This window comes from bacterium (assembly GCA_023150945.1).
In the GTDB taxonomy this organism is placed as follows: Bacteria; Zhuqueibacterota; Zhuqueibacteria; order Zhuqueibacterales; family Zhuqueibacteraceae; genus Coneutiohabitans.
Window position 1 is genome coordinate 26,892 of sequence record JAKLJX010000032.1, and the last position, 20,572, is coordinate 47,463.

16 protein-coding genes are annotated in these 20,572 nt (G+C 59.1%); 7 read left to right on the top strand and 9 right to left on the bottom strand.

The annotated features are described in order from the left end of the window. The first annotated feature begins 147 nt into the window (after nt 1-147). The 3 genes from L6R21_25770 to L6R21_25780 all read left to right on the top strand — a co-directional run bounded on the left by L6R21_25770 (nt 148) and on the right by L6R21_25780 (nt 4,612). On the top strand, nt 148-2,790 hold the full coding sequence (locus L6R21_25770) for a hypothetical protein (protein MCK6562612.1): 2,643 nt from the start codon (nt 148-150) through the stop codon (nt 2,788-2,790). A 207-nt stretch (nt 2,791-2,997) separates the two neighbouring features. After that, complete coding sequence (locus L6R21_25775; GenBank protein ID MCK6562613.1) at nt 2,998-3,810, top strand: AAA family ATPase; 813 nt, start codon at nt 2,998-3,000, stop codon at nt 3,808-3,810. Beyond that, nucleotides 3,752-4,612: a ParB/RepB/Spo0J family partition protein gene (locus L6R21_25780; protein MCK6562614.1), complete on the top strand. Its 861-nt coding sequence runs from the start codon at nt 3,752-3,754 to the stop codon at nt 4,610-4,612. The genes L6R21_25775 and L6R21_25780 overlap by 59 nt, the downstream gene beginning before the upstream one ends. A gap of 32 nt (nt 4,613-4,644) precedes the next feature. Here the strand turns inward: L6R21_25780 and L6R21_25785 are convergent, their stop codons facing one another. The 5 genes from L6R21_25785 to L6R21_25805 all read right to left on the bottom strand — a co-directional run bounded on the left by L6R21_25785 (nt 4,645) and on the right by L6R21_25805 (nt 10,629). Next, the gene (locus L6R21_25785) at nt 4,645-5,913 is read right to left on the bottom strand and encodes an ectonucleotide pyrophosphatase/phosphodiesterase (GenBank protein ID MCK6562615.1); all 1,269 of its coding nucleotides are present in this window, start codon (nt 5,911-5,913) and stop codon (nt 4,645-4,647) included. Between the two features lie 173 nt (nt 5,914-6,086). Further along, nucleotides 6,087-7,538, bottom strand: coding sequence for an NCS1 family nucleobase:cation symporter-1 (locus tag L6R21_25790; protein ID MCK6562616.1), 1,452 nt, complete (start codon nt 7,536-7,538; stop codon nt 6,087-6,089). 180 nt (nt 7,539-7,718) lie between these two features. After that, entirely contained in the window at nt 7,719-8,315 is a 597-nt protein-coding gene (locus L6R21_25795; protein ID MCK6562617.1) for a hypothetical protein, read from the bottom strand. A gap of 239 nt (nt 8,316-8,554) precedes the next feature. After that, nucleotides 8,555-9,955: an ATP-binding protein gene (locus L6R21_25800; GenBank protein ID MCK6562618.1), complete on the bottom strand. Its 1,401-nt coding sequence runs from the start codon at nt 9,953-9,955 to the stop codon at nt 8,555-8,557. Continuing rightward, the gene (locus L6R21_25805) at nt 9,952-10,629 is read right to left on the bottom strand and encodes a response regulator transcription factor (protein MCK6562619.1); all 678 of its coding nucleotides are present in this window, start codon (nt 10,627-10,629) and stop codon (nt 9,952-9,954) included. Before L6R21_25805 ends, L6R21_25800 begins: the two co-directional genes overlap by 4 nt. 239 nt (nt 10,630-10,868) lie before the next feature. Between L6R21_25805 and L6R21_25810 the strand changes: the two genes are divergently transcribed. The 4 genes from L6R21_25810 (at nt 10,869) to L6R21_25825 (ending at nt 17,253) form a co-directional block, all read left to right on the top strand. Continuing rightward, complete coding sequence (locus L6R21_25810; protein MCK6562620.1) at nt 10,869-11,387, top strand: hypothetical protein; 519 nt, start codon at nt 10,869-10,871, stop codon at nt 11,385-11,387. Between the two features lie 328 nt (nt 11,388-11,715). After that, a complete protein-coding gene (locus tag L6R21_25815) occupies nt 11,716-12,942 on the top strand; it encodes a TolC family protein (protein ID MCK6562621.1) in 1,227 nt (408 codons plus the stop codon). Between the two features lie 155 nt (nt 12,943-13,097). Continuing rightward, the gene (locus tag L6R21_25820) at nt 13,098-14,063 is read left to right on the top strand and encodes an efflux RND transporter periplasmic adaptor subunit (GenBank protein MCK6562622.1); all 966 of its coding nucleotides are present in this window, start codon (nt 13,098-13,100) and stop codon (nt 14,061-14,063) included. 115 nt (nt 14,064-14,178) lie between these two features. Then, the gene (locus tag L6R21_25825; GenBank protein ID MCK6562623.1) at nt 14,179-17,253 is read left to right on the top strand and encodes an efflux RND transporter permease subunit; all 3,075 of its coding nucleotides are present in this window, start codon (nt 14,179-14,181) and stop codon (nt 17,251-17,253) included. A gap of 138 nt (nt 17,254-17,391) precedes the next feature. Here the strand turns inward: L6R21_25825 and L6R21_25830 are convergent, their stop codons facing one another. The 4 genes from L6R21_25830 to L6R21_25845 form a co-directional block, all read right to left on the bottom strand. Then, nucleotides 17,392-18,462, bottom strand: coding sequence for a metallophosphoesterase (locus L6R21_25830; GenBank protein MCK6562624.1), 1,071 nt, complete (start codon nt 18,460-18,462; stop codon nt 17,392-17,394). A 109-nt stretch (nt 18,463-18,571) separates the two neighbouring features. Beyond that, entirely contained in the window at nt 18,572-18,898 is a 327-nt protein-coding gene (locus L6R21_25835) for a hypothetical protein (protein ID MCK6562625.1), read from the bottom strand. Nucleotides 18,899-18,946: 48 nt separating this feature from the next. Next, nucleotides 18,947-19,651, bottom strand: a complete 705-nt coding sequence (locus L6R21_25840; GenBank protein MCK6562626.1) for a hypothetical protein — start codon at nt 19,649-19,651, stop codon at nt 18,947-18,949. Between the two features lie 34 nt (nt 19,652-19,685). Further along, nucleotides 19,686-20,540 carry a hypothetical protein gene (locus L6R21_25845; GenBank protein MCK6562627.1) on the bottom strand — a complete coding sequence of 285 codons (855 nt, stop codon included), beginning with the start codon at nt 20,538-20,540 and terminating at the stop codon, nt 19,686-19,688. Nucleotides 20,541-20,572 lie beyond the last annotated feature (32 nt).

The window sequence follows — 20,572 nt, forward strand, 5'->3', positions numbered from 1 at the left end:
GTGACCCAGCCCGCGCCAGACGCGGAATGCCCCACTCTTCGCGAGACGGGCGGCGCCATGCGAATGCCTGCCAGATGCTACTCGATTGCATGAGCACACGCACGACGAAACACTGTCTTCGAGTTATTTGATCCCATGAAGAGAGAGGTGAAGCCTTTCGCCCTGCCATCGGCGTTGCGCACGCTCGTTGCAGTCCTGCTGACTACCAGTGCGCTGCACGCGCAGGAAGTTCCCGCCAGCACGGCGCCGGCCACTGATTCAGTTTTCGCCAAAACCCAGCCGGCGCAACCCGCCTCCGCCAAATCGGAAGTCGACGCTCCCATCGACTACACGGCCGCTGAAATCGAAATTCTCGTGCCGGCGCGCATCATCGTGCTCACCGGCAAGGCGGTAGTCAAATACAAAACCGCGACGTTGACCGCCGGCCGCATCATAGTTGACATGGACAGCCGCACGTTGCGCGCCGAGCCGCTGCCGGATTCGCTGCGGCTTGCGCCTGCTGCTGCGCCAGGCGCGGCGAACGGCAAAACCGCCACCGCGGCCGATCTGCCCACCTTCACCGACGGCAGCGACAAGCTGGTGGGCGACAGAATGGAATTCAACTTTGCCACGGAAAAAGGCCGGGTGCTGCGCGGCCGCACCGAGTTCGACGGCGGCCATTACTTTGGCGAGCGCATCAAACGCGTGGACGACAAGACGCTGAATGTCGGCAGCGGCACCTACACCACCTGTGCTCTCAACGAGAATCCGCATTTCCACTTTTGGAGCGAGCGGATGAAGATCACCGTGCAGGACAAAGTCGTGGCCAAGCCCGTGGTATTTTTTCTCGGCAAGATTCCGCTGGCAGTGCTGCCTTTTGCGGTGTTTCCCACCAAAACCGGCCGCCATTCCGGACTGCTGATTCCCAAGTACGGGCAAAGCACACTCGAAGGCCGTTTCCTGCGTGACCTGGGCTACTATTGGGCGATCAATGACTATCTCGATGCCCGCGGCACAGTCGATTTCTATGATCGTTCCGGCTGGCTGCTGCGCGGCGATCTGACTTACGTCAAGCGCTATGCCTATCGCGGCAGCATCGGCGGTTCGTTCACCCGCAAGAATTTTGCCTTCGCCGACCGGCGTGAACGCTTGTGGGATTTGCGCATCAATCACAGCCAACCGATCGGCGAGAGCGCGTCGTTGACCGCTGCCGGCACCTTTACCAGCGGCAAGAGTTTCTACAACAACTTCACGCCTGACCGCAACCAGCAATTGACGCGGCGCTTGACTTCGCAGGCAACCTACTCGACGCGTCTGGGCAACAACAGCCTCTCGATCAATCTCTCCGAGAGCAAAGATTTGCAGGATGGCTCCTATACCCGCACGCTGCCGAACCTCAGCTTCAGCATGCCGCAGCGGCCGCTGTTTGGCGCGCAGAAGAAAAAGACCCGCGCTCCCAGCCTCAGCCTGGAAGAGATTCCGTGGTATCAAAACATCCAGTTCAGCTACGCCAGCAATGCCAGCTATCAAATCAGCCGCGGCCGGGAAATCAATAACGTGGCGCCGCCCAAGCAGACGCTCGGCCGCGCCAGCCACTCGCTCAACTTCTCGCAATTCAGTCCGAAGTACTTCGGCTGGCTTTCGCTTTCGCAGACGATGGCGATGCGGGAGGATTGGTTCGATCGCACGCGCAGCTTTTTCGTCGCGGACACCGGCGCCACTGTTACCTCGGCGCCGCAGATAAACTCGCGCGAGGTCAAGGGCTTCTTTGCGCGGCACACTTTCACCTACACCGCCTCCGCCAACACCAAGCTCTACGGCACGTTCTTTCCAAAGATCGGAGCGATTCAGGCGCTGCGGCACGAAATGGCACCGACCGTGTCGTTTTCCTATCAGCCGGATTTTTCCAGTTCGTTTTGGGGATATTATCAAGAGCTGACCCTGCCCGACGGCAGCAAAATCAAGCGCGATCGCTTCGGCGGCACCGGCCAGGGCAAGCTCGCGAGCGTGAGTTTCGGCTTGGCCAATCTGTTTCAGATGAAAGTCGGCAGCGAGGAGAAGCCCAGGAAGATCAACCTCTTCAATCTCGGACTGTCCACCGGCTACAATTTTGCGGCGCAGCGTTTCAAGCAAAGCCCGCTTTCTTCCAATTTGCAGGCCAGCCCCGGCCGCGGGTTGTCGTTGAGCTTGAACGCGGGACACAGCTTCTATGACGTCGATTCCACCGGCGTCGAAGTGGAGCGCTTGTTGTGGAAGAAGAACGGTATTTTCAGCGGCAAATACCTGCGTCTCACCAATGTTTCACTGAACGCCAGCATTCAACTGCAGGGCGAAACCGGCGGCAGCCCCACGCCCGCGGAGATCGAAACGCAGGAACCGTTCGACGAAACCAGCGGCCTGGCCGCCGGCCTGCCGCAGCCCATGAGTCCGTTTGCCTCGCAGCCTGATGGCGGGGGTGAGGCTTCGGTGCCGTGGAGTGCGAGTTTGAGTCTGAGCTACAGCCTGAACCGCGCCAATCCTCTGCGGCCGACGAAATACGCGCAATTGGGCATCCCCAATGCGCGCATGCAGTTGACCAAGAACCTGAGCCTGGACTACTCGGCGCAATTCGATCTGGTGAAGAAGGCCGTGATCTATCAGAGCTACGGCGTGCATCGCGATCTGCATTGTTGGGAGATGCGGCTGACGTGGATTCCCGGCGGCGCACGGCAGAGTTTCTACATGAGCATCAGTTTGAAAGCGCCGCTGCAAGACATCAAGATCGAAAAGCGCGGCGGCCGGTCGAGCGTGTTTGGCGGATCGTATTATTGATCGCGCGCGCCTGAAGTGCTGCGGACCGGTCTGACATTATGGGCGCGAGCCGACTGCGGCAGGAGCTGCCGGAAGCACAATATCTAGTCTGTGAATAGCCGTTCAGTAGCTCAAATAGACGAAATGCGGCTTGATTGCAAAATTCGGCTTGCATTTCACCCCGCACTCGCCTACCTTTGCCGGTCTTATGTGAGGAGATGAACAGCAATGGCGAGGACAATTTCGATTTCCAACCAAAAAGGCGGCGTGGGCAAGACCACGACGGCAGTCAACCTGTCGGCCTGCATCGCCGTGGCGGAAAACCCGGTGCTGGTGGTGGATATTGATCCACAGGCCAATACCACCAGCGGCTTGGGCGTCGATCCGCGCAAGGTGAGAAACAGCATCTACGAAGTCCTCATCAACGATCTCGACGTCAATCAGGCGATCATCAAGACGGATCTCGAGTATTTGGATTTGCTGCCCTCCCACGTGCGGCTGGTGGGCGCGGAAGTCGAGTTGGTAAGCGCGATGACGCGCGAACAGATTCTCAAGCGTGCCCTCTCCCGGCTGGAAAAATCCTACCGCTACATCTTCATCGACTGCCCGCCCTCGCTGGGATTGCTGACGCTGAATGCGCTCACCGCGGCGGATTCGGTTTTGATTCCAATTCAATGTGAATACTACGCGCTCGAGGGCCTGAGCCAGTTGTTGAACACCATCCGGCTGGTGCAGAAGCATCTCAACTCGCGCCTGGAAATCGAGGGCGTGCTGCTGACGATGTATGACGGCCGGTTGAATCTCAGCCGGCAAGTGGCGGACGACGTGCGCAAATACTTCGGCGACAAGGTTTACAACACCGCGATTCTGCGCAACGTGCGCTTGAGTGAGGCGCCGAGTTACGGCAAGCCCATCATTTTGTATGATGCGGTGTGCAGCGGCGCGGAAAATTACATGAGTCTGGCATCCGAGATCTTGAAGAATGGCTACCAACCGGTTGGGAAGAGGGCTGCAAGCGCTCATTCCCGAACTCAGCAATAGCGACAGCGGCAAGTCCGAATCGGTTCGGGAGATCGAAATTGCCAGGATCACGGCCAACCCCTTCCAGCCCCGCGTCGAGTTCGATCCTGCCCGCCTGGAAGAGCTCAAACAATCCATCCTGCAAAACGGTTTGATCACGCCCGTCACCGTGCGGCCGCACGGCGCGAATTTCCAGCTCATCGCCGGCGAGCGCCGTTTGCGCGCCGTGCAGGAGCTCGGCTACACGCGCGTGCCGGCTTTTGTACTCGACATCAAAGACGACCGGCAGATGCTGGAGCTTGCCATCGTCGAGAACGTGCAGCGCGAGGATCTCAATCCCATCGAAGAGGCGCGCGGCTATCAGCGCTTGATCGAGGAGTGTGACCTGACCCAGGAGATCGTGGCGCAAAAGGTGGGCAAGGATCGCGTCACCATTGCCAACGCGCTGCGCCTGCTGAAGCTGGCTGAGCCGATTCAGGAGAGTCTGAAGAAAGGTGAGCTTTCCGCCGGCCATGCGCGCGCCATCTTGACCGCGCCCGACAAGCAAAAGCAACTCGCGCTCTGGAAGAAAACCGTCAAGCAGCAGCTCAGCGTGCGGCAGGTCGAGAAACTCGCGCGCAACGAAAGCAACGGCACCGCCAAAGCCGCGAAAAAGAAATTGCGCACGGTGGCCGCCGACGTGCAGCAGGCGGAGGATCTGCTGCGCCGCAAACTGGGCACGCAAGTGCGCATCGAAAAGAAAGGCAAGGGCGGGGTGATCGAAGTCGAATTCTATACCACCGACGATCTCGAACGAATTCTCGAGCTGCTGCAGAGCGTGTAACCCGCCGGTTTTCCCGCCGCACCACTTCCTCGTCACTTTCCCCGCATTTTCGCTGGCTGCTCTTTCAGCATGGTCCGCACGGAATCGAGGCTGCCGTCATTCGGCGCCGGCCTGAGGCGCAAGATCTCACAGACCAAGTCATAAACGTGAATGTTCTGGAATGGCGCAGCGCGCAATTTGGTCTTGAAAGCCGGACCGTGCGCGATAAAGGTCGCGCGCATGGAGGGCAGCAGATTGTCATAGCCGTGGTCGCCCCCTCGAGGTCCCCGGCGACGGCTGTGAGCGCTGATCGTCCAGCCGTCGTCCGCCAGGCCCATGATCGGCATGATGCGGCGGTGCCGGCGAAAGTGAAAGCGCTCGGGGATTTCCGCTTTGCGATAGACCAGCAAATGCGGATGCGCCCCTTTGAGTTTCTGATAGACCGCCTCTTCCTGCCCCGGCCGCGGCAGCAGCGCCAGCACCGGCGTCCAGTCGATGACTTCGACCTGCTGCAGATCGAGGTAATCATCGAGGTAAATGACGCGCTCGGCACTGGTGGCGGCCATGCCGTGATCGGAGACGACGATGAGGTTGACCCGCTTTAAAATATCGCGCGCCGCCAGGCCGTGCACCAACTCGCCGATCACGCTGTCGATCGCCGTGATCGCCTGACTCAACTCCGGTGAATCCGGGCCAAACTCGTGGCCCAAATCGTCGATGATGCTGAAATACAGCGTGATCAGGGTCGGCCGCTGCGGTTTGGGCAGGTCAAGCCAGGCCAGCACCTGCGCGACGCGCGCGGAGTTGGGCGTGTCATGTTCGTAGCGTTTCCAATAGGCCGGGCGCACGCCGAGTATTTCCGTTTCTGATCCCACCCAAAAATAAGTGGCGCTGATCCTTCCCTGTTGCTGTGCCGTCACCCACAACGGCTCGCCGCCCCACCAGCGGCTGTCTTCCACCGCGGCGCGATCACCGATGCGAAAACGCGCGTTGAGCTCGGGATCGTACATGGTGTTGGACACAATGCCGTGATGCTCGGGATAGAGTCCGGTAACGATCGTGTAGTGATTCGGAAACGTTTTGCTGGGAAAGGCGGGAATCATTCCTTGGGCGCGCACGCCGTTTTGTGCCAGGCGCTGCAAGTTGGGTGCGGCGGCTTTGTCCAAATAGTCATGGCGAAATCCGTCAATCGAGATCAGGACAACAGTGGGGTCAAGGTCTTTGATGCGGCTTGCGTGCGGCGTGGTTTCCCGCACAGCAGCCGGACCGGTGCAGCCGATGAGGAACAAAACGGCGAACACCGCAAGAGTTCTCTGTTGCATAATAGTTCCTTCTCGCATGCATATCGGTTCGCGCTCGCGCCAACTTCGGCGAGCATGCAAGTCATACCGCGTGCTGCTCCGACCGGGCGTGCAGGCCATGGCCGGCGCAGCAGGCGTCAAATTTGCCTGAATGATGAAGCGTGTGAAAATCCGGACGGTGGCATCGCTCCGTCCTACACTTCCCTGCGCATCAACACATAATACAAACCCATCGCCAGCAGCAGGCCGACAAACCACGCATAGGTGTAAATCTGATCGAAAAACGCCGGAAAGATGAGCCTGGCCGCGGCGGCATTGATGAAACCGGGCACGTTGGGCAGAATCGCCAGAACGAGTACCAGCACGGCCTTCCAGTTGATGCCGTGGCGATAGGTGTACTCACCGTGGCGGCGGTATAAATCCTCCACGTTCAGGCGGCCGCGGCGAATGAGAAAATAATCGCAGATCATGATGCCGCCAATGGGGCCGAGCAGCGCGCTGTAACCGATCAACCAGACGAAAATGTAGTTGCCCAAATCCGACAGCAGCCGCCAGGGCATGATCACCAGGCCGATCACCGCGGTGATCAAGCCGCCGGTTTTGAAGGAAATCAGCGTGGGCCGGAGATTGGAGAAATCATTCGCCGGCGAAACCACGTTGGCCGCGATGTTGGTGGTCAGCGTCGCAATGGAGAGGGAAACGAGGGAGAGCACGACGGTGGCGGGTGCATCGAATTTGGCCAGCAACTGCACCGGATCCCAAATCGCTTTGCCGTAAATGATCACCGTCGCGCAGGTGACCGCGATGCCGATGAACGCGTACAGCCCCATGGTGGCCGGCAAACCGATGACCTGCCCCAGCATCTGATCGCGCTGGCTGCGGGCGAAGCGCGTGAAGTCGGGAATGTTGAGGGAGAGCGTGGCCCAGAAGCCGATCATGCCGGTCAACGCGGGAAAAAAGATCTTCCAGAACGAAACCTGCGTGGTGCCTGCCGAGGCCTTGACCCTGGCCACGGTTTCGGCGGAGAGAATGTTGGCCAGGCCGCCGGCGTTGGAGACCGCCCAATACAACAAGCCCAAGCCAATTGCGAGCAGGAACGGCGCCGACAGCGTCTCCAGCCAGCGAATGGATTCCGTGCCCGCAAGAATGATGGCGACATTGATGGCCCAAAAGAGGAGGAAGCAGCCGAGCTGCGGCAGCGAGATGCCGAGCCAGGGAATGATGCTGTCATCGATGCCCGGCCGCAAGCCGAACAGCACGCCCAACAGCGCATAGATCGCGCTGCCGCCGATCCAGGTTTGGATGCCGAACCAGCCGCAGGCCACCACCGCGCGCATGAGCGCCGCAATGTTCGATCCGATGGTGCCGAAGGAAGCGCGCAGCAGCACCGGAAACGGAATGCCGTATTTGGTGCCGGCATGGGCGTTGAGCACCATGGGAATGAGCACGATGACGTTGCCGAGAATGATCGTGAACAGCGCCTGGCTCCAGCTCATGCCGCTGTCGATCAATCCGGCGGCCAGCATGTAGGTGGGGATGCACACCGCCATGCCGATCCACAAGGCCGCGATATTCCACAACGACCAGGTGCGCTGGCTCAGCGTGGTCGGCGCCAGATCTTCGTTGTAGAGATCGGAGCCGGCCATGTCCGCGCGAGTTGCCGTGATTTGCGCAAGATCGAGATCACTTGGCACGTAACCTCCCGGGGAAGACTTCAGCAACGGTGGCACGGCAACGCCGGTGCCGTGAGCGGAAAGAATGGGTGGGAATTAAAACAAAATCGCCCAACTTGTCAAAGGAAAATTACCGGTGGGAAAGGCGGCAGGCTACGCGCGCGGAGCATGATTGCGCCAGTTTTCCGACAGCATGCCGCCAGGCTGCTCGTCGCCGTCTTCCTGCTTTAGGCCGAAGCACGGCTTCAATTCAGTGGGGACAATCTCTGCGAGTGTGATTCTCTGGCCGGCATAAACGTTGTAGGCCTCGACAAGCTCCTCGAGTTTCGCCCGACGCCGGTCACGCTGCTCGTCGGCTAGGCCAGAAACTCCGGCCACAGCATTGCGGCGTGCCTCCAAAATCGTGTCGCCGATTTGCTCGAAGTAGTACCGTTCCATGGATCGGGAGATTAGGTCACCGACTGAGGCGGCGACTTCTTCATCTGCCACTTGCTGGGAGCTCTCTCTCGAATGAAACTTGTCCAGCGCCAGGGCCAACTGCTCATCGATACCGAGATAGATGAAGAGCGCGGGTTGACGTTCATAGTAGTCCGTTTTCTGTGCGAAGCTGGCCAACAAATGCTGTTCGACGAGAAACCGCTCCTGGAACGTCATCTTGCGATGCGTCACATAGCGGAGCGCATTGGCAGCGCGATGGTACTCGATGCGCGCCATCAAGTCTGCAAACGAAAAGTAGAATAATTCTTTCATCAGTGTCTCAGCCTTAGACTCTTCACTTCCATCGAGAATGCGGGCGCTTGCGCGCTGGCGGCCCACTATTCAGACCTAGCTATCGCAAATTTGGTTCCACGCCCTTTCCTCGGGCTGCCTGCTCGTCTGCAATACATGATAATCAGTTAGTTAGCCTCATCTTTGTGCCGGCAGGTCGCCACGGCCAACGGTAAATTTTCCCTGGTGTGAGATTCTGGTTGCCATTTTTGACACAGGTGCTAATTGGGCGTGATCGGCAACATCACGCGCACCGTAGTGCCTTCGCCAGGCGCACTCGTCACCGCGATCGTGCCGCCATGCGCCGCCACGATCCACTGGCAGATGGCCAGGCCGAGGCCGCTGCCGCCGGTGTCGCTGGCGCGCGCCTTGTCGACGCGATAGAAACGGTCGAAGATACGGGGCAACTCTTCCGCCGGGATGCCGCTGCCAGTGTCACACACCATCAGTTCGAGGTGGGCATTGACTTTGCGCAGGTGCAGCGTGATTTCTCCCTGAGTGGTGTATTTGAGCGCGTTGTCGCAGAGATTCAGAAGCAGACGGCGGATCAGTGACTCGTCGCCGAAGAACGCCACGGCCTCCTCGCTGTGAAGCTGCACCGTGAGCGGCCGGCCTTCCGCGAGAATCTGCAAATCTTCGAATACTTCTTTCACCGCGAGATCCAACCGAAAAGCGGTCTTGTGAATGGGATAATCGCCGGAATCCGAGCGCGCCAGCAGCATCAGGTTGTCGACGATCTGGCCGAGGGCGATGACGCGATCGAGAATGCGTTGCAGCCAGGCGCGGGTTTCGTCCGCCGTGCTCTCGTCTTGATAAGCCAATTCGACGTCGCCGCGCAAAACCGTGAGCGGCGTGCGCAACTCATGGGCGGCATCCTGGGTGAACTGCTGCAGCCGTTTCACGCCTTCTTCCAAACGGCTGATCATGCGGTTGAGCGTGGCGACCAGCGCGCCGAATTCATCCTTGCCGGCATAGGCGGGCAGGCGTTCGCGGAGATTGGCGAGCGAGAGTGACTCCGCCGCGCGCGCCGCCGCGGCCACCGGCCGCAGCGCCAGTTTTGACATGAGCCAGCCGCCGGTGAGCGCCAGCAGCATCGCCAGAGGCAAAATCCAAATGAGCAGGGCGCCGGCCTCTTCCGCCACTTCGAACAAGGTTTCGTTCATCACACCCACTGCCGCCACGCCCCACTCGCGCCGGAACACACGCACGCGAAAGTGATCATCGGCGACCACGAGCGTGTAGATGCCGGCACGTCGCTCCAGCAGATCGGGCGGCACCAGTTGCTCGATGCTGTGCATGCCGCCGCTGCCCAAGGCGCGGCCGTGGTGGCGCTGCACCGCCACCAGCGCGAATTGCGGCTTCAGGCCGTAGCGCTCTTCCAGGTTCTCGTTCAGATCCGCCGCCAGTGAGTCCAATTCTTCGCCCTGTGCCGTGGCCAGGTCGAGGAATTCGCTGTCGATCAAGTTCGTGAGCCATTGTTCCTCGCTGCGCAAGGCCTCGCGCGTTTCGCTGTCGAGCTGGGTGTACAGCTTGAGCGCAATGACGGCGACGACGAGGAGCAACACTGCGGAGAGCGCGAGCGTGAACCAAATCGTGAGGCGGCCGCGGATGGTCAAGTTCATGCGCCCGGCTCCCGGATCACATATCCGCTGTTGCGCACTGTGTGAATCAGCCGGTGCCCGCCCGCCTGCTCGATCTTTTGGCGCAAGCGCCGAATGTAGACTTCGATCAAGTTGTAGTCGCTGTCAAAATGATAATCCCACACGTGCTCGGCAATCATGCCTTTGGTGAGCAACCGGCCCTTGTTGCGCAGGAGATATTCCAGAATCGCAAACTCGCGGCTGGTCAGCTCGAGCGCGGTTTCGCCGACCCGCACTTCATGCGAGGCGGTATCCAGCACCAGATCGCCGGCAGCCAGAAAAGTGGCCTTGTGCTCTGAATGGCGCCGCAACAGTGCCCGCACACGCGCGCGCAACTCGGCAACGGCGAACGGTTTTCCCAAATAATCGTCTGCGCCGGCATCCAAACCGGCCACGCGATCAGCGACTTCGTCGCGCGCGGTCAGCAACAAAACCGGAGAGGCGATCTCTTCCTTGCGCAAGGACTTGAGCACCGCCAGCCCGTCTTTGAGCGGCAGCATGAGATCCAGGATGATCAAATCATAGGATTCCGACAGCGCCATTTCCTCACCCTGTCGGCCATCGTGCGCGAGATCGACCGCATGAGATTCCTCGACCAGCGCCCGCCGGATGAAGCTGGCCACTTCTTTTTCGTCTTCGATAACGAGGATCCGCATGGTTGATTCGTCAAGGACTTGGTTCCAGCGCTGAAATATCTTCCGCAGAGGCTTGCTGCTGAAGATAAACAATTTGCTGAAGGGAAACTGAATTTTTTCGCGGGTCTAGGCCCGGCCTGCTTTCAGGCTGAGTTCAGATCAGTATCGTATTCTTCACTATGATCAGGCGGCGCCAGCAGGCGCCTGGTCATTCTCGCAGCCAAGTCTACTGCCGGCAGAGCCAATTCAACGAGGTAAATATGACGAAAAGTAAATATCACATTGCCGCAATGCTGATATCCGGCATATTGGCATTCACCAACATTGGCCAAGCCCAGCCGCGCTTGACCACGCCCGACTGCAAATTGATCTATCCCGGGGCCAATTCTTCCGAGGCCATCAGAACGCTGGCTTCCGGCGTGCAATGGACGGAAGCCTGGGAGCAGGGTGCCTGGGGCCGCGCGGAAGATTTTCTCGGATATGTTTTCTTGAAGTCGCAAGTCTACGAAGGCAAATCGATTGCTGTCTTGGTGGGAGTGACGAGTACCGGCCGCATTACCAGCGTTCGTGTCAAAGGCAGCGAGAACGTCGAGGCAGAATTCCTCGCCCAGTTTCGCGGCAAGAGCGTCCGCGGCAACTTCAAACTGATGCGCTCGCCGGAAGATTTGCTGTCGGTGCCGGCGGGCATCAGGGCAATGGCGGGAAATCTCGCGCTCTCCGAGAGCATTGCGCAGAGTGTGAAGGAAATCGCCTCTGCGGCCAACGAAGTCATGAAGTGAGGAGCAATGACAGAGAGTTCTCCCATCTCAACAAGTTGACATGCCAGGAAATGGGAAAGCCCGGAACTCGGCGCACTTGACTGCCTGGCAGGAATCGCCGAGTACCCGAAGTCGTTGGCGCGTCTCAGCTCCAGCGAACCTCCTATCTGGAAAGCCCTCGCGATTGGTATTCCCGCCGAAGATTCGGCCCACGGTTTGACCTACCCAATTTCGTGCAGGTCATTTGCTGGTTCAGATTTTGGATTGAAGGTAAGGCGCAATGTGCTGCAAAATTTGGTCAGCGAGGCTCGCCCGAACGGTGCGAAGCTTGGTGACGGTAATCTTGGGTATGTCTCTGCTGCTGATCCTCAGCAAACCGGCACCGGGGCAAACTTTGTCGTTGGATGACTGCCTCCGTCTCGCCTTGCAGGAAAATCAGCGGCTCGTTTCTGCCGGATATGGCGTCAACGCTGCCGAGCAACAGATCAAAGCAGCGGGCGCTTTGCGGCGGCCCAATTTGAGCTTGACCGCTGGCGCTTCGTTCGCGCCGTTGACCGGCCTCGATCCCGCGCTCACCGAGGGCGGCGAGTATGAGGGGCTGGTCGAAATCAAACAACCGCTTTATGACGGAACGATCAAACCGGCGCAACAACAAGCCGAAGTGAATTTGCGGCAAGCGACACATGCCAAAACTCGTGCTGCGGCTGACCTTCGTCTCAACGTGCGGCTGGCCTATATCGACCTGCTGCGCACGCAACGACAATACGCGTTCACGCAAGAAAGCATCACCGACCTGCAATCCTACCTTGAAACCGTGCGCGCGCTGGCGTACGGTGGCGCCGTGCCCAAAACCGACATTACACGCGCCGAGATTCAGTTGCAGGCGGAAACCATCGTACTCAATGATTTCCGCACCGCCGTCGCCGTCGCCATGAAGCATCTGCTCGAACCGATGGGTTTGCCATTGGACACAACAATCGTTATAGCCGATTCAATTGCACTGCCGGCAGCGCGGGAACGCATCGAAGCTAATCTCGATCTCAAAGAATTTGGATTCAACCTCGAAACGGCCAGGCTCGAGCTCAAGCTGGCCCAGGCCGAACGCTTGCCGGTAATCTCGGCATTCGGCAGCGCCGGCGGTTGGACCTCGCGGAGTCAACTCCTCGAAGCCGGCGCGCCGCATCTCTTTGGCTATCTCGTGGGCGTTTCACTCGCTCTTCCGATTTGGAATTGGGGCGCGACAACGGCGCGCATCGCGCAAAGCAACGCCGCGCTCAATTCACTGCAAGCGGATTTCACCGTGCTGCGGCGCCGTCTCGATACGGAGTATCAAACAAGCCGGCGGCAATTTCACGCGGCAGTGGAGAAGTTGAATCTGCTCAAGGACAGTCACGTCAAAGCGCTGGCGCAATACGAAATTTTGCTGGCGCAATATGCCGGCGGCGGCGTGAGCAGCCTGGAAGTGATCGACGCGCATCGCACCCTGTTGGGCATTCTCTTGCAGGAAGAACAAACCCGCGCCGAGATCGACGCGCTGCATGCGCAAATGCTGCGCTTAACAGGAGAAACGGAATGAAAAGCAGTTTATTTCGCTTTGAATCAATAATCGACAACAATGCGGATCGCATTCCGGATGTCGCTCCGCAGGGATCCTTCCTCAGCCGAGCACAGTGCGCAATTGCAAAAAGATGCTTGCGGCATGACATTTTTGTTCTGTTCTGCACCGTCCACATGATTTCCTTTTCGCTTGCCTTTCTCACCGCTTGCGGCAACGGCGCGAGTGGAGAGGAAGAAACCGAAGCCGCAGCGGTTCCGGTCGTCGAAGTAAGGATCGACAGCGTCCGCAGCGGCAACATCCCGGAAGTCATTACGGCAACGGGCATGACCAAAGTGTTGCGGCAAGAGAGCATCAGCTCGCCCATCGACGGCAAGGTGACCGCGCTGCGCGTGCTTGAAGGCGACGCGGTGAAGCAAGGACAAGTGATCGCTGTCGTGGCGACGAGAGAAGCGCTGGCCGCCATCACCGGGGCGGAATTGCTGCAGTCGCGCGCACAGACTCCCGAAGAAACCAAGCGCGCCGCAGCCGCATTGGCGCTGGCCCAGCGCAACAACACCGCCTTGGAAGTTTGTGCGCCCTTTGACGGCGTCATCGTCGCGCGCGCCTTGAACGAAAACGAATTCGTCAACGCCGGCGGCGCACTGGCGACGATCATTGATTTGCGCTCGCTCTATTTCCTTGCCAAGCTGCCGGCGCGGGAGCTGTCCCACCTCAAATCGGGACAGGAAGCCACAGTGAATTTTCAAAGCTGGCCGGAAAAACTCTATCCCTGCAAAGTCGAAAATATCCAGCCGCAGATCGATCCCGTCGCGCAAATGGCCGAGGTGCGGCTGCGTTTTCTGGCGCCCGCCGCCGAGTTGCGCAGCGAGATGTTTGGCAGCGCCGGCATCGTCATCGGCGACCATCAAAATGCCTTGCTCGTGCCGGATAAAGCAGTGCTGCGCAACGATGAGACCGGCGCGTACACCATCGTCGCAGCCGCCGGAGATTCGCTCGGCATCATTCACGAAATCACGCCCGGCATCGAAACGCCGGAAACGGTGGAAATTTCCGGCGACGGCATTCATCCCGGCATGCACATTATTGTGGAAGGCCATTACGGTCTGCCGGATTCGACGAGGATTCATGTCGTGCAATAAAGTGTTCGTGGTTACGCCTTCAGACGCTGAACGTTCAAGATCAACGCAAAATCTTCTACTTCAGCAAAAAATCCTGTAATTCTCAAAGCTGGTGCCTAAAGGCACTACTACAAACATGAGCATCATCCCCTTCGCGCACAAGCATCAGCGTGCGATCATCTTCACGATTTCCGTCTTGGCGCTCGCCGGCGTTTACGCGGCCATCAATCTGCCGATCACGCTGTTTCCGGAGATCACCTTTCCGCGCATCATGATTCTCGCCGACAACGGCGAGCAGCCCATCGAGCGCATGATGATCGAAGTCACCAAACCGCTCGAAGAAGCGGCGCGCGGCGTGCCCGGTGTGGTCACCGTGCGCTCGGCAACGAATCGCGGCTCCTCGGAGATTTCCATCAATTTCACCTGGGGCACGGATATTTTTCACGCGCTGCAATTGCTGCAAGGCCGCATCGCCGCCGTGCGCAATGAAATGCCGGCCACGGCTTCGATTCACGTGGAGCGGATGGACATTTCCGTTTTCCCGGTGATGGGGTTCAGCTTGACTTCGGACAAGCGCAGCCAGGTCGAGCTGCGCGATCTCGCCCTGTACACGCTGCGCCCGGCCTTGTTGCGCATTCAAGGCGTCGGGCAAATCCGCATCACTGGCGGCAAAACGCGCGAGTTTCACGTCGTCGTCGATCCGATGGCGCTCGCTTCGTACAACCTCGACATTCGCGAAGTCAACGACGCGATCAACAACGCCAACCTCGTGGCGTCCACCGGCTTGGTAAGCGACAACTATCATCTCTATCTCAGTCTCACCGACAATCTGTTCACGCGCCTCGACGAGATCGGCAACGTGGTGGTCGCGTTGCGCCATGGCGCACCGGTGCGTATCAAAGATGTCGCGCAGGTTTCTTCCGGCGAGGAAGACGTCTTCGTTCGCATCTCGGCAAACGGCAAAGACGCAGTGCTGCTGGACATCATGCGCCAGCCCGATGGCAACATCGTCCAAATCGGCGCAGCGACGAAAACGCTGCTGGCTGAGATGCGCAACCAAATTCCGCCGGACGTGGAGATCAAATCCTATTTCGATCAAGGCGAGTTTGTTTCCGATTCGATTGCGGGCGCGCGCGATGCCATTCTCATCGGCGTCGCCCTGGCGATGCTGGTGCTGCTCTATTTCATGAAGAACTGGCGCATCACCCTCGTCGCCGCCATCGTGGTGCCGGCAACGATTGCCGCCACCATCGGCTGCCTGTTCGCCATCGGCGCGACGATCAACGTGATGACGCTCGGCGGCATTGCGGCCGCGGTCGGCCTCATCATCGACGACATCATCGTGGTGGTCGAAAGCATCTTCCATCATTTTCACAAAGGCGAAAAAGATTTCATGGCCACGGCGCACGGCGCGGTGCAAGAGCTGCTGCCCGCGATCGTCGGCTCGAGCCTCGCCACGTTGGTGATTCACATTCCGTTCGCGTTTCTCAGCGGCGTCACCGGCGCGTTCTTCGCCGCGCTGTCGGTCACGATGGTGTTCGCGCTCAGCCTCTCATTTATTTTCTCCGTCATCTTCGCGCCGTTGGTGGCCGGCGCCGTGCTCACGGAAAACGACATCGAAAATGCGATCAGCCGCGAACAAAAGAGCCGGCATCGCCTTTTGCACGTTTACGAGCGCGCGCTGCGCGGCCTGCTCCGCCGCAAATGGCTCGTGCTGCCGCTCATCCTGATTTTGATGATCGGCGGTTGGAGATTGTATCAACAAACCGGCACCGGCTTCATGCCCGATATGGATGAAGGTACGTTTGTGTTGGATTATTTGACACCGCCCGGCACTTCGTTTGAAGAAACCGACCGCATGCTCAAGCAAGTGGAAGAAATTTTGCGCACGACGCCGGAGGTGGAAAACTTCGGCCGGCGCACGGGAACCGAACTGGGATTTTTCATCACCGAATCGAACGCCGGCGATATTCTGGTGAAACTGAAGCACGAGCGGGCGCGCTCGATCTTTGCGGTCATCGATGACATCCGCCGGCGCATCGAGCAGGCGCAGCCGACGATGGAATTGGAGTTCGGCCAGCAAATGCAGGACGTCATCGGCGATTTGATCGGCTGGCCCTCACCCATCGAAATTCAAATTTTCGGCGACAACAAAGCGCAACTCGAAGAAAAGGCGCGGCAGGTGGCGGAGCTGATTACGCCCATTCGCGGCGTGGAAGACGTGTACGACGGCATCACCATTTCCGGCTCGAGCATTCTCATCAAAGTCGATCAAGCCCAAGCCAGCCGCGCCGGCCTCACCGTGAGCGACGTGCAAGCGCAATTGGAAAATTTGATGAAAGGCAAAGCCGAGACCAGCATTCAGCGCGGCGAAAAACTCATCGGCATTCGCACGCGCTACAACGATCTGCTGCGCAACGATCTGGTCACGATCAAGCAAGTGCAATTGCAATCGCCCAACGGCTTTCTCGTGCCGCTCGCCAGCATCGCGACCATCACCACCACCAAAGGCGAGGCGCAAATTCATCGCGAAGATTTGAAGCAACTGGTGTCGGTGACGGCGCGAACTTCGGGGCGCGATCTCGGCAGCACCGTCGCCGAAATTCAACGCACGCTGAAACGCAGGCTGGTGCTGCCCACCGGCGTTTCCATTCACTACGGCGGCACATATCAAACGCAGCAGGAATCGTTTCGCGGCTTGTTGCTGGTGCTCGCCGCCGCGGTGCTCTTTGTCTTCATCGTTTTATTGTTTGAATTCGAATCGTTCCGCGTGCCGCTCACCGTGTTTTTGATCAACCTGCCCTCGCTCTTCGGCGTCGTCTTCGCGCTCTGGCTGACGCACGTGACCTTCAATGTGTCGAGCTTCGTCGGCACCATTCTCGTCGTCGGTATCGTCGCCGAGAATGCGGTTTTCTTATTGCATTACGTGGTGAAATATCAAGGGGAGGGAATGGCGTGGGACGAGGCGCTGGTGCAAGCGAGCCTGATCCGCGTCCGCCCCATTCTGATGACGACGTTTGCCGCAGTGTTTGCCTTGTTGCCGCTCGCGCTCAACCTCGGCGCCGGCACGCAAATGCAGCAGCCGCTGGCCATCGCGGTGATCGGCGGGTTTTCGGTTTCGACCTTGTTGCTGCTGTTTGCCCTGCCAATGGTGTTTGGATTGATGCAAAAGAAAGCAAGCGAGGGCAATGCAACAGGAAGAGGTAGATAGTCAGGGGAGGCCGCCAATCGAGGGATTCATGAGAGCGCGGCTGCGGTGAACGATGCGGCAATTCTTGTTTGACTCGCAGAGTGTTTGCCATGCCCGCGCAACCGCAGAGCAGGGCGGGCCCCGGCGACGGCCAGCCGGCTACTTCGCCGACCAATCCTTCCGTTCGATCGCATTCACTTTGACGTAGAATTCATCCGGCACCACGCCGTTGATGTCCTTGAAGTAAAACTTGGCCAGGCCTTCCTTGCCCGCATAGTTGAAGATGCCGAACAGCGCGCCGTGGCTGGCCTGCTGATCAGAAGTGTAAATGCTGGCCCACCAGTCGCCCTCCAGCTCCTGGTCGCGAATGCTTCTGCCGCCCAGGGCCGACACAAAAACGAATGACCGGCCTTCATCAGCCGGCGTGGCGGGATCATCGGCGGACAGCACGAGTGTGTCTGACCGGCTGGCCACCACCTGATCCTGGAAGCTGCTCATCAGATGCGTGCGGCTGTAGGTGTGTTCGTGAGCGGTGGCGATGAGGGCGCCGCCCTTTCGGGCCGCTTCATAAATCTCCCAGCCGGTTTCATCGGATTTGCCGCCGATCTGCATGCGCTTCATGTTCTTGTGCCAGCTCGCGATCCGCCAGACCGAATGATCCGCCGCCAGCTTCTGCTGAACGTATTCCGCGTGTCCTGCGCCGAAAATGTCCGGCGCAGTGAGCAGCAAGAAAATGCCGTTGAACGCGAAGGAAGATTTCACCCCCAAGTCGCCCTCCCAGCTTATGCCCAGCCGGTGCATGCGCGCCCTCAGGAAACTCTGATAGCCGCCCTCGCCATAAAAGACGTGGCGATCGTGATTGCCCACCGAAGCGAAATAAGGGAAGTCGGCGCCGAGGATGTCGTTGATCTGCGCCTCCCAGGCGGCCGGATCATTCTGATAGTCGAAATCGCCCGAATGCACCACCGCCTGCGCGCCTTCCGCAGCAATCAGCCGCAACACGGCTTGTGCGTTTTCGCCCAAGCCTTGATCGCCGAGGAATGCAATCATGTAGTTGTCCGGCGTTTTCACGGCCGGTGCGGCGAGGGCGGCCGCCGGCTGAATTGCAGCGGCCGGCGCGTTCGCGCCCTCGCTTGATTCCAGGCGATCGGATCGGCAGGAGGCGATCATGGCGCACGGCAGAATTCCCATGAACAGCGCGATTGCCGCAGAACGGTGCACGTTTCTCATGTGTTCCTCATTTTCAAGTTGCCGGAAGCGTGCGGGTCACGCGCGAGCTGCCATTCCACCAAAGCAGAGATGGCTGGCGAACCTGCTCCGGGGGGGTGCTGTCGTTAGATTACTGTCCAGCATTCGCCGGCTTGACGCGCTGCTCGATTTGCCATTGATGGCCCTTGTTTTTGAAATCGCCATGATATTGGCCCAGGGCCTCGGCCTTTTCTCTCTCATCCAGCCATTTGCTCAGCACTTGCACGTTGCCGCCATGCGACTCCTTGTCGAGGCACACTGCCCGGTATTGATACTGCACCCCCGGCGGCGAGGCAATTTGGGCAGTATCGGATTGCGCCGAAGTGTTGGCTGTGCCGTTCTGGCTTGATGATTGGCAGCCCATGATCGCCCCGATCAGCAGGACAATCAAGCTGAAAAAGGCGAGTTGTTTGCGCATAGTGCGCCTCCGTAAAGTGGCTTGGGGAGAAACCGGATGGCCGAACATTCACTCCGTGCCGGCAGTGGTAAACGAAGTCTCGACGTACGAGATGTTGCCCTCCACGGAGACCGTGCCGATGCCGAGCGTGTATTCCGTCGCGGGAGCCAGAAAGCCGTCAGGCACCTCGAAGGCAACAGCCGTTCCGGTGATCTGGGCCGTGACGTGGACATCCAACTCATCCTGTTCGATATAGACGACGTAGGCCGCCACCTCCTTGACCGGCGTCCAGGTAATCTGCAGGTTCTGGATGGCCACGTCCTGGCCGCCGGCGGGCGGCTGAACAAAAGAGACGGTTGCCGGCAGGCGGTGACGCAAGGTGGATTTGCCCTGCAGCCGGGCGCCGGAGACCGTCGTTCCGCTGAAAGTGTACACCCCCTCGGGGTAGGCCGCTTTCAGGCTCTTGACGTCCTGCGGTTCGGGAGATTCAAAGCGGAATTGGCGCATTCCCAGCGTCGATGCATCGGGCGCGGTGAAATCCGCGACCGTGCGACCGTCGGGCGAAGTCACAATGAGCTTTGCCAATCCTTCGGCCCCGGCCTTTGCCTCGAAAACCACTTCCATGTCGCCGTCGGTGGCGTTTTGTTCGAAGCGGACATTGGCTTTGGCAAAAGCACCGGGCGTTGCGGGTTTCGCCGCCAGGGGAACTTGTGCTGCGCTGCGAGCGCCCAGCAGGAGCGTGAGGCCCGCGAGCAGGTGGAGGCTTGCTTTCATTGCAACTCCAAGCGTGTTGGTTGGGCAGGCAGATTCATTGGATCGAAAACATGATGCCGATCTCGGGGGCAAAGTCCGTCGCTTTGGAGGTGATGCCGAACCCGTTGTTGGCTTTCAGGCGCACACAACGGCTGAAGACCCACTGCATCTCGGGCACCAGGAAGATTTCGTCTTCTGTGCCTTCCACCATTATGAAGACCCGAAAGCTTTCGGATACTTTGCGCAAGTATTCGAGCGCAAACTCGCCCGGCCCCGCGGCTTTTTCCGCAGCGGAATAGTCGACCGCCGCCCGCAGGGTGATCGTGCCCCAGCGCAGTCCTTTCACAAGACCGGACCCGAGCTTGAACTCCCAGTCGCTGGTCCCGATCAAGCTGTTCTTCTTGCCGGTCGGAAAGACGGTTTCGAAGTAGGTGAAATACTCCGGTTGGCTTGCGCTTTCCCGGTTCCAGCGATAGCGCAGTTGGCCCTCCACATCGCCCAGGCCCGATTCCTCGATGCGCTGCGGTACGCGGGAGGGGTCGCTGGGCGATTTGTCCAGCCGGGCCGAAATCGTGGCCATTTCAAACTCCACCGCCAGCTTTTCGGTGATACCATATCCCAGAAAGATCAAGCCCTCATTGGCGCGATAGCGGCCGCGATAATCTTCGTTGAGGCCGTAGCCCAATTCTGCTGGTTTGTATTCGATGTCGTTGTCGTAGTAATATTCATAGAAGGGGTAGAACTTCAGCTCGCCCTTTTCAACGTAGGTGCCGAACTGTGACAAGGGCATGCCGGTACCACGATCGCGCAGATAGGACGGCACCATCTCCTGTGCCGTGCTCCGGTTGGGCGACACCACCATCGCCGCCAGGATTACCAGCATGATCATCGCGGCTACTTTGGATTTCATGGCTAACCTCGTGGTTGGTTGAGTGCGGGTTG